Below are 14380 nucleotides of genomic sequence, written 5' to 3' on the forward strand. Positions count from 1 at the left end.
GTTTATCTTATTAATAAGATAGTTAATATTTGTTTACTTCTTATATGGCTATTCACCATTGTCTTGATGTGTCTCTCTCCTGCAGGTCAGGATGTCTCAATAGGCGGAGTGAACATTCTACGCGCCAGTTTTTTAATAACTTCTGCGTATTATTTTGTGGGGTTCTGCATTTTAACAATCAAGAATAGAAAGAGTCGCACGTCTCATTAGATTTATTCTTGTACGACATCTTCCCTCAAGCTGTTCTTCTTTTGGTGTTTATAAAACTCTGTGATGTGCACAAATAGTAGACCCAAGATTGCAGAAGCAAACGATGCGGCGAGAACAGCCACTTTAGCTGCAAGAATCTCCCCTGCATCTGGGAATGCAAGATTAGAGATAAGAATTGACATGGTAAAGCCAAGGCCACCCATAAGGCCAACGGCTGTAATCTGAACCCAATCAACTTTTGCAGGAAGTTTGCAAACCTTACATTTGACCAGCAGGAACGTTACAAAAATGATTCCTAGTGGCTTTCCAAGAACAGCACCAAAGAACACGCCGTGTGCAATAGTACTGCTCAACAGAGCACCAAAATCTGCTCCTACCAGCGTAATCTGTGCGTTTACAAACGCAAAGATAGGCAGAACAATAAAGTTAACAAAGACAGAAATATAATGCTCAACGCGCTGAAGCGGTGGAGTTACATGATGCATGACATGCTCAATTGAGTTGGCACCATGTGTAAAGTCGTGCTGGCCCAAAACGTGATGCTCATCATCATAATGATCATCCAGCTCACGAGCGCGCCTTGAAAGCCAGCTTCCTAACTTACTCAAGCGAACATCAGAGTGAGATGGCAAGAAGAAGGCAAGAAGGACACCTGCAAGAGTGGCGTGAATTCCCGAGTGATACATGCAAACCCAAAGAACCAAACCTACAAGCAGGTACGGACCGGAAGAATAAATCTTTAGACGATTCATTCCCCACAAAATAACAAGTACACCAAGAGAAGCCGCTAACCAGGCAATATTTGGTGTCTGACCATAAAAGAGCGCGATAACCACAATTGCTAGGATATCGTCAGCAATAGCAAGTGTCTGGAAGAAAACCTTGGTCTGGGGACTGATTCTGTTTCCTAAAAGTGACATAACACCAAGCGCAAAGGCAATATCAGTTGCAATTGGTGTTGCCCATCCATGAGGAGCAGTGCTTGCATTAAGCACCAAATAAATAAGGGCAGGAACTGCAACGCCACCAACAGCAGCAAGCATAGGAAGCATTGCCTGTCTTGGCTTTCTGAGCTGACCAACAGTTACTTCATACTTGAGCTCAATACCCACCAACAAGAAGAAGATTGCCATAAGAAAATCATTCACAAAAGTCTCTAGCGCCATGTGAGCATGGATTATTCCAAGCGAGAAACTCATTTGAACTTCTAGAATTTCTCGAACCACCTCATGAGCGGGAGAGTTGGCAACTACAAGTGCAATAAGCGCTGCAAGCACCATAACTGCTGCCGCAATAGTGCTGTTAGAAGTAATTTTCTTTAGAGAAGAGCGTTGACCAATTCTTCTAACTACAGCGGGCTCTCTATAAATACTAGACATTATCTGCCGTTCTCTCTTGGTGTCTAAAAGGTATTAAGTATCAAGCTATAAAAGTTTTTCTTAAGTTATATTCCTAGTGTACCGTCTACCTACTGTTAAGAGCAACTTGTCATATCTCAGAAAAACGGGGTATATCTCTATGTAGAATATAAGTAATAGAAAGTCAACGTTTAACTACTTATAGCACATATATTTGGAGCAGATAATGGACACTAAGCGAATTGCTATCATCACAGACTCAGGAACTAACGTCCCACCTGATTTTGTTGCTGAGCACAATATTCGTATCACCCCACTTCGCATTAATTATTCTGACGGCTCTTCTTATGAGTCTGGCGTTACCATCACACCAGCAGAGCTTGTTGCTCGCTTTAAAGAAGAGGTTCCAAAGACTTCACTTCCTTCTCCAGAAGGTATTAAAGCGGCCTTTGATACTGCTAAAACAGAGGGGTACGAGGGTGCCATTTACATTGCAATCTCCTCTGGACTTTCCGCTACCTGCGATACTGCTCGTATGATTGCAGAATCCATTACAGACTTCCCTATTTATGTTGTTGATACCAAAAACATTGGTATTGCTTCCGGCCTTATTGTTATTGAAGCTCAGCGCCTCATTGATCAAGGTCTTTCTCTTGAAGAGATTGGCCCCAAACTTGATCGAGATTCTCTTAACACACGCGTATACTTCTCCGTTCCAAGCCTTGAGTATCTACGTAAAGGTGGCCGCATTTCTGAAGCAATCTATCGTATTGGTTCCATGTTGAATATAAAGCCAGTTCTTACCTGCGATGAGAACGGTAAGTACACCATTGCAAAGAAGACTCGTGGTTGGCAAAAGTCTCTTGCAGGGCAGATTGCTTTAGGATCAGCTTTTGCTCAGCAATTTGACCACGTTCATGTGGGAATTTGCTGCTCTGCTCCTAATATCATTTACTCCGAAATGGAAGCCATGATTAAAGAGGCTATTCCTAATGTCACCGACTTTAGATATGTCGAGGCTGGCTCGGACCTTGTTGTCCATACTGGACCAGGTCTTGTTGGCTATGCCGTATTTGGCTACTAAAGATTGCATACCTCATGTAACTAAGAACAGCCGCCCGCTTAGGCGGCTGTTTTCTTGTAGAAAGTACATATGGCGAGAAGGGTTTCTCGCCCCCATGCATCTGGAGTTACAGTAATGACTGATCTGCGAAGAAACCCTGATCGTCAAGAAGATTGGAGCCATCAGCAGCTTCAGTTGCCAGCTGATCACAGCGCTCGTTAAGCGGATGGCCTGCGTGGCCTTTGACCCACTTGAAGCTTACCTCGTGATCTTCCATGGCAGCAAGCAGACGCTTCCAAAGGTCTACATTTTTGACGGGCTCTTTAGATGCTGTTTTCCAGCCTTTTCTAACCCATCCCGAGACCCATTTTTGATTAAAAGCATCAACTACATATTTTGAGTCTGAATAAAGCTCTACTTGACAAGGACGTTTGAGCGCTTCAAGAGCAACAATTACGCCAAGAAGTTCCATGCGATTATTTGTAGTAGTTTTATAACCTTGACTAAACTCTTTTGTATGCTGTTGTCCAGAGGGATCGGTATACAAAAGCACTGCCCCGTAGCCACCAGGCCCAGGATTTCCTCTAGATGCACCGTCTGTATAGACTGTGACGTGCATATATGAGGTTGCTGCCTCCATATCAAATCTCCTCTAAAACGTGTCCTATACGTACTTACTTTGCCTCTGCCCAATTGGAACCATAGCTGACATCAGCAATCAAAGGAACACGCAGGGTAACAACGTCTTCCATAGTCTCTTTTACCAGCGTAGAAACTGTCTCAATCTCTGACTCTGGAACTTCCAAGTCAAGTTCGTCGTGGATCTGAAGAATCAGTTTTGACGTAAGACCTTCATCACGCAAGCGTTTCTCGACATTAATCATTGCAATCTTGATAATATCTGCAGCACTTCCCTGCATAGGATGATTCATGGCGGTGCGCTCGCCAAAGGCAATAAGCTGGCGATTTGATTGGTTAAACTCTCTAATGTGACGCTTACGACCATACATGGTAATAGCGTAACCACACTCGTGAGCCGTGCGGACGGAGTCATCTAAATACGCACGAACACCAGGATAGGCATCAAAATAACGGTCAATCATCTCTTGCGCTTCCTTGCGAGAAATCTTAAGAGACGTTGCCAGACCAAAGGCCTGCTGACCATAGACAATGCCAAAGTTGACTGCCTTAGCACGACTACGAAGTGCTGGGGTTACCTCTTCAACAGGAACGCCAAAGACACGTGCGGCAGTTGCTGCATGGAAGTCAGCGCCAGAGTTGAATGCTGCTACTAGGTGCTCATCAGCAGAAAGATGAGCGAGCAGGCGAAGCTCAATCTGAGAGTAGTCACAGGCGAGAAAAACGCTGCCCTCGGGAACAGTGAATGCGGTGCGAACACGATGTCCCAGCTCAGAACGAGTAGGAATGTTCTGCAAGTTTGGATCAGAGCTAGAAAGCCTGCCCGTTGCAGTAACGGTCTGATTGAGCGTGGTATGGATACGCTTATCACCACGAATAAGTGAAGGAAGAGCATCTAGATAGGTAGATTTGATTTTGGCGCGTTCGCGATACTCAAGAACATCAGCAACAATCTGATACTCCTGTGCCAGCTCTCCAAGAACTTTTGCGTTGGTGGAATAGAAGCCAGTACGAGTCTTTTTGAGACCATAAGTTGGAAGCTTGAGCACGTCAAACAAGATATGAGAAAGCTGACTTGGAGAATCCAAGTTGAAATCCTCGCCTGCTGTCTGGTGAATACTTGCCACTCGTTGCGCAATGTCTTCACCAAGCTGAGCGGACTGTTCGGCAAGCTTTTGAGGATCAACGTAGAGACCGCGACGCTCCATCGCAGCAAGTACAGGCAAAAGTTGCATCTCTAGAGAAGTAAAGAGCTCCAGGGAACCATCATCTTCAAGCTTTTTAGTGAGCACAGGCACAAGAGCCCTAGCAGCTACAGCTCTTAATGCTGCGGCAGGAATCTCATCTGTAGGCTCAGGAAGCTCAGAGCCAAAATACAACTCAACCAGGCCGTTGATATCAAAACTTGAACGATCAGACTCAAGCAGATACGCAGCAACGCCCGTATCAAAGAGGCGGTCAGAATCAATGGTCTCAATATCCAGTTTCTGTGGCTCGGATGAATCAACAGGGCTTACCTCATGAAGCAGTGCCTTGACATCGTCTGCAGCAACACGAGCTTCTCGCAAAATACGCAACAGCGCCGCGGTTGCGTTTTCTCCCTCAAATTTGAGAAGCGCCTTTTCTGTAGACACCCAAAGTGTGTGAGAAAGACTAAAGAGTGCGCCAGTGTCGGCGGCAGAATCCTCTGCAACACCAATCCACTCCTGATTCTCAAGAGCAGCGGTCAAAGCAGCAGACGCGTCTCCTGCCTGCAGAAATTCTGACGGAATAGGAAGCGCAGGCGTAGCAGAAGCAGTTTGTGCGGTTACACCAGAAGCAGAACCACCAGCCATACGAGCAAGCCTTGAGGTCATGCCTGTAAAGCCCAAGGCCGAAAATGCCTTGACCACGTCATTTGGATCAAATGTTGGGAACTTAGCGTCATCCAGGTTGATATCAAGCGGTGCATCGGTACGAATAGTAGCAACCTTGCGGGAGAGTAGCGCGTCATCAATGTGGGCGCGAAGGTTTTCTCCCACCTTGCCCTTAACCTCATCGGCATGAGCAATAACCTCATCAAGCGAACCATACTCCACAATGAGAGCAGCAGCTTTCTTGGGGCCAATTCCCGGAACACCAGGAATGTTGTCGGAAGAATCTCCCTTAAGTCCATAGAAATCTGGGACAAGCTCTGGCGTAATACCTGCATAAAGGTCAGCTACGGTCTCTGGAGTCATAATTGAGACATCGGAAACACCCTTGCGCGTAGAGACAATCTTGACGTTTTCTGTGGAGAGCTGGTACATATCACGGTCGCCTGTAAAGAGCAGCATCTGGTAACCCTCTGCCTCTCCACGACGAGCAAGGGTACCTAAAATATCGTCACCCTCCCAGCCTTCAAGCTGACAGACGGGAACATCCAGCGTCTTGAGCAGCTCTTTGACTACAGGAAACTGTGCGTGTAAAGCAGGATCCATAGGAGGACGCTGAGCTTTGTACTGAGGCAACATATCAATACGAATCTGAGGTTTGCCCTTATCAAACGCACAAATGACACCATCTGGCGAGAAGGACTCAACAAGCTTGATAAACATGTTAAAGAAGCCAAACAACGCACCAGTTGGCGTTCCATCTGGGGCCGCCATAGGCTGACGAATTGCATGAAATGCTCGATGCATAAGCGAGTTTCCGTCAATAACGGCAATAGTTCTACGTGGTTTAACTGCGGCTTCTTTGGCTGATGTGGCGTTGTTTTGATCTGCAGTATTAACTGGCATAGTAGTATCAGACATACCTGCTCCTTTTAGTTTTGTGTGCCTCTATTGTACTAAGACTTCTTCCGCTTCGTGATGCAAGAGCTCACGGAAACAAAGCCCACATCTCTTCTTACCGGTAGCTAAATTTTTTGTAATCGTTATGTTTCTGTTTGCATCCTCACCACCCTCCCTGCGTCAAACGTGCGAAAATAAAAAACAACATAACGTGCCCAGCACGCGAGAAAACAAACTAACTGCCAGCATTTACCCACAAGGAGGGGCTGTGGCTCACGACAAAGTTTCTCAGGAATTTGGCTCACTTCTATTTACCGACGCAGACATGCAAGAACGTTTGCCAAGACCAACGTACAAGAAACTTCGTAGTGTCATTCTGGACGGTAAGCCACTTGACCTCGACATAGCAAACGAGGTTGCACATGCTATGAAAGAGTGGGCACTTGAAAAAGGTGCTACTCACTTTACCCACTGGTTCCAACCTCTCACAGGCATTACTTCCGAGAAGCACGACAGCTTTATGACTCCTCAGGGAAACGGCACTATTTTGATGTCCTTCTCGGGAAAAGAGCTTGTACAGGGTGAGCCTGACGCATCAAGCTTCCCTTCTGGCGGTCTGCGTGCCACCTTTGAGGCTCGTGGTTACACGGTATGGGACCCTGCAAGCCCAACCTTCATCAAAGATGAAGTTCTCTGCATTCCAACTGCATTTATTTCATACACCGGAGAAGCTCTGGATAAGCGCACTCCGCTACTTCGCTCCCAGGTTGCCCTTGAAAAACAGGCTAAACGCGTTCTTGCACTCTTTGGCCAAAAGCCTTCTCGCGTTGTAACAAACATTGGTCCTGAGCAGGAATACTTCCTTATCAAAGAGGAAGACTTTGAACAGCGTCCTGACCTTATCCTTTGTGGTCGCACCCTCTTTGGTTGCGAACCAAGCAAGGGTCAAGAGCTTGATGAGCACTACTTTGGCGCTATTCGTCCAACCGTCAATAACTTTATGAAAGAACTTGATGACGAGCTCTGGAAGCTAGGCATTCCTGCAAAGACCAAGCATAATGAGGTTGCTCCTTGTCAACATGAACTTGCACCAGTCTTTGAGCAGGGCACACTTGCCATCGACAACAACCTCCTAACCATGGAGAAGCTCAAGCTTCTTGCTACCCACCATGGTCTTGCTTGCCTTGAGCACGAGAAACCCTTTGAGTACGTCAATGGTTCTGGTAAGCACGACAACTGGTCGCTCTCTGCAGATGATGAGAACTTGCTTGAGCCTGGTGATAAACCTGGCGAGAACCTCCGCTTCTTGGTCTTTCTTGCTTGTCTGGTTGCCGCTGTTGACTCCCACGCAGACCTTTTGCGTATGTCAGTTGCATCCGCTGGAAATGATCACCGTCTTGGTGCAAACGAGGCTCCACCTGCAATTGTTTCAGTCTTCTTGGGTGCTGCGCTTTCTGTAATTGTTGACGACCTTATCACTGGTTCCGATGTCCACGGTGCAAAACGCACTCGTATGGACCTGGGCGTACCAACACTTCCTGCAGTCCTTAGAGACAACACAGATAGGAACCGTACCAGCCCCTTTGCGTTCACTGGCAACAAGTTTGAGTTCCGTATGTGTGGCAGCAAACAGAATCTCTCTGATCCTAATGTCATTTTGAACACCATTGTTGCCGAGCAGTGCGATCGCTTTGCAAGTGACCTTTCAAACGCTTCCGAGAAGAACTTCACCAAAGAGGCTTTGAAGTGGGTTATTGACACATTTAAAGCACACGAGCGTATCCTCTTTGAAGGCAACGGCTACTCAGGTGATTGGGAGAAACTTGCTGAGGAGCGCGGTCTTCCAAACCTCCGTACCACCCCTGAGGCACTCCCTGCAATGATCGCTCCAGAAAACATTGAACTCTTTGAGCGTTATGGTGTTCTTTCCCAGGCAGAAGCACAGGCTCGCTACGTTGCAAAAGCCGAGCAGTATACCAAGATTCTCAACATTGAGGCTCGCACCATGCTGTATATGGCGCGCCACATGTACTTGCCTGCTCTTTTTACCTACTCAAGTGATGTTGCTTCTTCAGTTGCTGCTAAGCAGGCTATTGGTATCAAGAGCGCTGCAGAGACAGAGATTGTTGAGAAGCTCACCGCAGGTATTGATGAAATTTATGCAGCTACTAACAGCCTCGATGAGATCAATACCACAGCGCACCAGATGAAGAACAAGCCTCAGGAGCAGTGCGAGTACTATTGCAATAAAGTCCTTCCAGCTATGGCTCGCCTGCGTAGCGCCGTTGACTCCATGGAACTCATCTGCGGACACGATTGGTGGCCAGTTCCTAGCTACAACAAGATGCTCTTCTACGTCTAGTTCTTCTGTCAGGTCTTCTTGGCGAGAAACCCAATTTTCTTGCCACCTTCTATGTAATGCAAAACGGCTCAGTTTACCTGGGCCGTTTTTAATTATTCAAATTCTTAGAAGTGTGACAAGAACTACGCTTTAACCAACTTACTGTATACAGCATGAACATCTTCAAGCTTGATCAGATTGCCTTCTGCATCTGTTGGAGCAGGAACTATCTGCATTGATTCACTTACCCCTGTCAAATTTAGACGACTTGCATACCAAGGATTTGGCGTTCCCTCAATAACTGGCGAGAAAAACGAGTCCATTTCTCCCATGTGTTCAGCAGAATCCCGTTTGGTAATAAATTCCTGCCATAAATATGCTGAATACGTATGTTTTGACCTCTGACATATAAATGACCTTATCGTAGAGAAATAAGAAGCACCCGGCAGAACAACTGAGAGATTATCAAAATCATCTTTAGTAATTGCCCTATACGCATCACTTAGTGAACAAACACAGGCTCTGTACTTACCAAATCCTGTGTCTCTAATTGCTTGATATGTACTCTCAGAAAATGCGTCAACATTTTCGAACAAACTTTGAATAATTTGAGTACCTTTATCCAGACCATACTGACCCAAAAAGAGCGACTCAAACTTCTTGCCCACATACGTAAGTGCAGGATCAGGAATAACATACCTTCCACGCAGACCGTCTATAAGAAGATCTGTCCATTCACGTGGACGCTGAATCTTTTTCTCATTAAGACGCTCTTGATTCACAAGTAAAACTAACGGATCTGCAGCATAGGCATACCATTGTCCTGTGACTTCAAAAAACTCGGAGCGTACGTACTGATCTGTTGAAGAAACTTCATACGGCTGACAATACGCGGAAGCTTCAAAGCATTGCATTAAAGCTTCGCTTGCTAAGAAAATGACATCAGGTTTCTCAAAATCCCAATTAACATCCAATTTGATATCAGAAGTTTCAGACTCCACACTCTTACTAGCAACATATGTTTGCTGAATAAACTCTTGAATTTCTTCCTCTGTTGCCTCACCCACAATAACAGGCACAGAAAACGCTCTTGAATATGTTTCTACCAAGGGTTTTACCGCTTCTTTGGAAGTACAAAGAAGATTAAGAGAGCCTTCTCGTTGCGCAAGCTGAATCAGCGCACGGGCATAGCCTGGAACCTTTGAATTAAGCTGTGGAGGTAAAAATTCCTGCTGAACATAAGAAATTCCTGGACTCAAAATATTTGCAACGGTAGCTATCACAGGCGCTGCAACCACCGAGATGCCCAGGATAACAAATGAGGTTCGTGTAACAGAAGTGGCAGTTGGTGGAGTGCTTTTCTCGTCAGGGTCTTTTGGTCCAAAAGTTTTATGTATCTTCTGGCGCAGACGATCAGGGATAAACTTCACGCTACCTCCTTACCTGCTTCACAATCCATTTGGTCAAACAGATTTTATCCAAAAAAGGCTTTTAGTCCAATCAGGATAAGTACCACACCACCAACCATCTCGGCGCGATCTCCTAAAAGCGAACCAAGCTTTTTGCCTATAAACAATGCAATAGTACAGAGAATTGCGGTGATAATGCCAAAGAGTGCCGAGGCCACCAAAATGTCCACACTATGCGCTCTAAAACTTACGCCAACAGCAAATGCGTCAATTGCCGTGGCAATAGCTTGAAATACCAACTTTCCAAAAGAGAGTGTAGTAGCGTCTTGCTGGCCTTCTTCCTCCTCTTCCTCAGAGGCATCTTCTCTAAATGCCTTATAGCCGCTGTACAGCATGTTTGAACCAATAAAGCCAAGAATGACTAAAGAAACAATACCTGCATACTTCTCAATTAGATTTACTGCAATGCCACCAACAAAGTAACCAGCAAGAGACATGCCAAACTGAAAGAAACCAAAGAAAAGAGGCATACGCACAAGGCGAGAAAACTTATGATCATCAAAGGCAAAGGTGTTAGATATGGTGACAGAGAACGCGTCTGTTGCAAGCGCCACACCAAGCATCAAAATTTCAAGTAGACCCATGTGTCAGTTCCCAAGTATCATTAAATCTTGTAACACGAGGAAGAAATTTTAACGCCTATGAGCATTTTTCAGCTACTCTTATACTGAAAAACTACAAGGAGTGTTATGCCTGCTTTAATAACCCACTATCTATTTGGCGCAGAAGTGGTTAATGATTTGCCCAAAGAGCTCATTGCCACTGAAACTGAGGTTAATGCATTTTTGCTTGGAAACCAGGGGCCTGACCCCTTCCTTGCACGTCATTTAGCCTGGCCAAATCGTTCTCTTGCCTGCAATAGATTGCATCGTCGCATGCATGCGGGACATATCGTTGATGCATTTTTATCTATTCGCGATGGCGTTTCTCGCCTGCCTCAAAGCGACATGCCCGCTGGTCGTGCATTTGCACTTGGTCTTCTTGCACATTACGCACTAGATAGAATTGTCCATCCGTTTGTGTATTCCCAACAAGATGCGTTGATTGAGGCGGATCCTTCACTCAAAAATGCTTATAGAGAGCTTCATCCTATTATCGAAACGGATTTGGACTCATACCTTCTCTGGCACATGCGTCACACTACCGTTGAGACTTTTCCACCAGCTGAGGTGCTTGAAGCTGTCGAATCCACCAAGCACGTTGGTGGCGCGCTTTTCTCGCAAGTAGCACTGCAGGTATTTGACCTTAATGTTGGCGTTGGAGAGTACGAAAAGGCGCTCCAGGACTACGCTCGTATCTACCACACCGTAGAGCACACTGATCCTAAATACACCACCAAACTTCCTGACGTTTTATATAAGACCGAGAAGTTCATGCGTCCTTCAAACAATTCTTACATTGCCGCAATGGCCCACCGTATTGTTATGACTGAGGACTTCCCTACCGCCAATCTTAAGCGTCTTCCTTGGAAAGAGCCATACACAGGAGAGATTAAGACTGAAAGCATTCTTGATCTTCTAGATGAAGCTCGCGAGTTCTACAGAGAGCTTGTTCAAGCAACCATCTTAGGTCAACGAATTACACTAGAAGAGCTGATTGATGGTATCAATTACATGGGCAAACCAGTTGTAGAAATGGTTGATGACGAGGACTAGCTCGCAGCACAACACCAAAGGGATTTGAACATCCAAACACGTAATAGAAAAGGCGCTTACCTAGGTAGACGCCTTTTTACCACGCATATCAAATATTTAACACATAGTTATAGAAATCGAGTTTTTACAGAAGTGCTTCTTCCCACGCAGACTCTTTAAATCCAAGAAGAATAGTATTGCCTGCAACAACCAATGGACGCTTAACCAACATGCCTGTGGTGGCAAGCAAATTATATGCATCACTATCGCTCATACCTGCATCAAGCTGCTCCTTGATGTTATTATCGCGATACACCATGCCTGAAGTATTGAAGAATTTCCTGATAGAAAGACCGCTTAACTTATGCCATTTAGCAAGCTCTTCTGCAGTTGGATTTTCCTCTTTAATATCACGTAGCGTATAAGAAACACCATGTTCATCAAGCCATTTGAGAGCTCTCTTACACGTAGTGCACCGAGAATAACAAAGAACCAAAATATTTTTATCTGCCATAGCTATTCCTTTTAAAGAGATTATCGATTACATAAACGAAAACTTTTTTGAGTAGTAAGAAATCCTAAAATCAATATTCCTAAAGACATGCCATAGAGCGTACCAATAAATAGATCATTAACGTTTGATACTACACTTAGAATAATTGCTAAAATCAAAGACATCATTGCAAGAGAAACATGCTTACCTTTTATTAGTTTCATTTGTTCGTCTCCTTTTTCTGACATTAACAAGATAGTATCAGTCGCCACTATATTACTAAACACGCACATTTAAGCAGGTGCTTGGCCTGTTTCAAGAATTTGCTGAAGTGCCGTCTCATCAAGTACGGGAACACCCAAGCTTTCAGCCTTTGTAAGCTTAGATCCCGCGGCTTCTCCTGCTACTACAAAGCTTGTCTTCTTAGATACAGAGCCAGAAACTTTTGCTCCCATAGCTTTAAGCTGAGCACCAGCTTCATCGCGGGTAAAGTGCTCAAGAGTTCCCGTTAAAACAAAAGTAAGCCCAGCAAGCGTCTGAGGAAGCTCGTTTTCTGTTTTCTCTTCCTCAAGCACTACACCCGCCTGACGAAGACGCTCAATAACGGCAACATTTTCTGGAATCGAAAAGAACTCGTGTACAGACTCTGCAATCTTAGGACCAATACCTGGGATTTCAGCGATTTTCTCGACAGGAGCTGTAGCAAGCGCCTGGATAGAGCCAAACTCCTGAGCAAGAAGCTCTGCGACGTTAGCACCAACGTGCCTCATACCAATACCAAAGAGTACGCGTCCAAGACCTCGCGTCTTTGATTCCTCAACCTTTGCCATAACCTTCTTAGCAATAGTGTGACCCACAGGAATACTATCGCCAGAAAGGTGATCTGCAGTATCGGTATCATAGACGCGACCTGTAGGCATACATGCCAGCATCTCTTCAGTAAGCTTGTCATAAAAGTCAGCTACGTCAGAAAGAACGCCCTCTTCAACCATACGGTTAATAAGCTCATCACCAAGGCCGTCAATGTCCATAGCCTTTCGACTTCCCCAGTGAATCAAACGCTCAACTGCTTGAGCAGGGCAATCGATAGAGACGCAGCGGAAGGCCACCTCTCCCTCTTCTTGAATAACGGGGCTACCACAGCTTGGGCAGGTAGCTGGCATCTGGAACTCAACAGCATCTGCAGGTCGAAGATTTAAAACTGGTCCTACAACCTCTGGAATGACATCTCCCGCCTTGTGGACAATAATGGTATCGCCCTCGCGCACATTCTTGCGGCGAATTTCGTCAAGATTATGAAGGGTTGCACGGGCAATGGTAGAACCTGCAACAGTGACAGGATCAAACTCGGCAACAGGTGTAAGTACACCAGTACGACCAACCTGAATACGAATTTCTCGCAAAACAGTCTGCTTTTCCTCTGGTGGAAATTTAAATGCAATAGCCCAACGAGGAGCGCGAGAAGTAAATCCTAGAGCCTCTTGGCTGGCAAATGAATCAACCTTTACTACCACGCCATCAATGTCGTAGTTAAGATCTCCTCGCTGCTCAAGAGCTTGAGCGCAGAAATCATGAACCTCCTGAGCATTAAGACATCGACGAGCATGAGGGTTAACATTAAAACCACAACTACGAAGCCAATTCAAAAACTCCCACTGACTGTGAACATCAAGAGGACCCTCATCAGCTACTGCATAGATAAAAGTCTCAAGGTCTCGATGAGCGGTAATCTTTGGATCCTTCTGGCGCAAAGATCCAGCAGCAGCATTTCTTGGATTGGCAAAAGGCTGTTTACCAGCAGCGTCCGCATCCTCATTCAAACGAATGAAAGAATGCTTTGGCATATAAACCTCACCACGTACTTCAATGCTCTGGTTAAGACCTCTATTCTCAACCCGCTCAAGACCAGCAAGCGCAAGCTCTCGTGGAACATCGGAGATAGTCAAAACGTTTGCCGTAACGTTTTCTCCAGTACTTCCGTCACCTCGCGTAGCAGCGCGTACAAACTGACCATCACGATAGGTCAGTGCGACACCCAAACCATCAATCTTAAGCTCACAGGTATATGCCACAGGATTAGTTGGTGAAGCACCCAGAGCTTCATCGGTTCTAGAAAGCCATGCATCCAGCTCTTCCAGATTCATAGCGTCATCCATGGAATACATACGAGCAGCATGCTGAACAGGCTCAAACTGCTCAGAAACATAACCGCCTACGCGCTGCGTATAGCTATCCTCAGTAATAAGCTCTGGATAGGCTGCCTCAAGCTGTTGAAGCTCAATAAGGAGACGATCAAATTCAGCGTCAGTCAGCTCAGGATTATCAAGGGCATAATAAGCATATGCCGCATGATTCAAGATCCTATTGAGCTCTGCTGCACGAGCGGTCTCTTTTGGCGAAAGTGCTGCCATTACTACTCC

At 45.6% G+C, this 14380-nt stretch carries 10 protein-coding genes; 3 read left to right on the forward strand and 7 right to left on the reverse strand.

The annotated features are described in order from the left end of the window. Positions 1-212: 212 nt before the first annotated feature. The gene (gene nhaA, locus APAR_RS05640) at positions 213-1589 is read right to left on the reverse strand and encodes a Na+/H+ antiporter NhaA (RefSeq protein WP_012809186.1); all 1377 of its coding nucleotides are present in this window, start codon (positions 1587-1589) and stop codon (positions 213-215) included. A gap of 205 nt (positions 1590-1794) precedes the next feature. Between nhaA and APAR_RS05645 the strand changes: the two genes are divergently transcribed. Continuing rightward, entirely contained in the window at positions 1795-2652 is an 858-nt protein-coding gene (locus APAR_RS05645; RefSeq protein WP_012809187.1) for a DegV family protein, read from the forward strand. Positions 2653-2758: 106 nt separating this feature from the next. On the opposite strand, the gene rnhA is transcribed toward APAR_RS05645, so the two are convergent. Both rnhA and polA read right to left on the reverse strand, forming a co-directional pair. Then, positions 2759-3271 (reverse strand): ribonuclease HI, encoded by a 513-nt coding sequence (gene rnhA / locus APAR_RS05650; RefSeq protein WP_012809188.1) that lies wholly within the window; start codon positions 3269-3271, stop codon positions 2759-2761. 34 nt (positions 3272-3305) lie between these two features. Next, positions 3306-6044 carry a DNA polymerase I gene (polA, locus tag APAR_RS05655; RefSeq protein WP_012809189.1) on the reverse strand — a complete coding sequence of 913 codons (2739 nt, stop codon included), beginning with the start codon at positions 6042-6044 and terminating at the stop codon, positions 3306-3308. A gap of 247 nt (positions 6045-6291) precedes the next feature. Between polA and APAR_RS05660 the strand changes: the two genes are divergently transcribed. Further along, positions 6292-8385, forward strand: a complete 2094-nt coding sequence (locus APAR_RS05660; protein WP_012809190.1) for a glutamine synthetase III family protein — start codon at positions 6292-6294, stop codon at positions 8383-8385. A 122-nt stretch (positions 8386-8507) separates the two neighbouring features. Here APAR_RS05660 and APAR_RS05665 read toward each other — a convergent pair whose 3' ends face one another. Then, complete coding sequence (locus APAR_RS05665) at positions 8508-9794, reverse strand: ABC transporter substrate-binding protein (protein ID WP_012809191.1); 1287 nt, start codon at positions 9792-9794, stop codon at positions 8508-8510. 44 nt (positions 9795-9838) lie between these two features. Then, the gene (locus APAR_RS05670; RefSeq protein WP_012809192.1) at positions 9839-10417 is read right to left on the reverse strand and encodes a manganese efflux pump MntP; all 579 of its coding nucleotides are present in this window, start codon (positions 10415-10417) and stop codon (positions 9839-9841) included. Positions 10418-10522: 105 nt separating this feature from the next. Here APAR_RS05670 and APAR_RS05675 point away from each other — a divergent pair, with 105 nt between their 5' ends. After that, complete coding sequence (locus APAR_RS05675; protein ID WP_012809193.1) at positions 10523-11488, forward strand: zinc dependent phospholipase C family protein; 966 nt, start codon at positions 10523-10525, stop codon at positions 11486-11488. 124 nt (positions 11489-11612) lie between these two features. Here APAR_RS05675 and APAR_RS05680 read toward each other — a convergent pair whose 3' ends face one another. Together APAR_RS05680 and ligA are read right to left on the reverse strand one after the other, a co-directional pair. Further along, on the reverse strand, positions 11613-11981 hold the full coding sequence (locus tag APAR_RS05680) for an arsenate reductase family protein (protein ID WP_012809194.1): 369 nt from the start codon (positions 11979-11981) through the stop codon (positions 11613-11615). 272 nt (positions 11982-12253) lie between these two features. Continuing rightward, on the reverse strand, positions 12254-14371 hold the full coding sequence (ligA, locus tag APAR_RS05690; protein ID WP_012809196.1) for an NAD-dependent DNA ligase LigA: 2118 nt from the start codon (positions 14369-14371) through the stop codon (positions 12254-12256). Positions 14372-14380: the final 9 nt, after the last annotated feature.

This window comes from Lancefieldella parvula DSM 20469 (genome assembly GCF_000024225.1).
Lineage (GTDB): Bacteria > Actinomycetota > Coriobacteriia > Coriobacteriales > Atopobiaceae > Lancefieldella > Lancefieldella parvula.

Bases quoted from the DNA above. Each gene is read 5' to 3' on its own strand.
- APAR_RS05670 (WP_012809192.1), bottom strand. From the start codon at position 10,417: ATGGGTCTACTTGAAATTTTGATGCTTGGTGTGGCGCTTGCAACAGAC.
- polA (WP_012809189.1), bottom strand. From the start codon at position 6,044: ATGTCTGATACTACTATGCCAGTTAATACTGCAGATCAAAACAACGCC.
- APAR_RS05675 (WP_012809193.1), top strand. From the start codon at position 10,523: ATGCCTGCTTTAATAACCCACTATCTATTTGGCGCAGAAGTGGTTAAT.
- APAR_RS05680 (WP_012809194.1), bottom strand. From the start codon at position 11,981: ATGGCAGATAAAAATATTTTGGTTCTTTGTTATTCTCGGTGCACTACG.
- nhaA (WP_012809186.1), bottom strand. From the start codon at position 1,589: ATGTCTAGTATTTATAGAGAGCCCGCTGTAGTTAGAAGAATTGGTCAA.
- rnhA (WP_012809188.1), bottom strand. From the start codon at position 3,271: ATGGAGGCAGCAACCTCATATATGCACGTCACAGTCTATACAGACGGT.
- APAR_RS05645 (WP_012809187.1), top strand. From the start codon at position 1,795: ATGGACACTAAGCGAATTGCTATCATCACAGACTCAGGAACTAACGTC.
- ligA (WP_012809196.1), bottom strand. From the start codon at position 14,371: ATGGCAGCACTTTCGCCAAAAGAGACCGCTCGTGCAGCAGAGCTCAAT.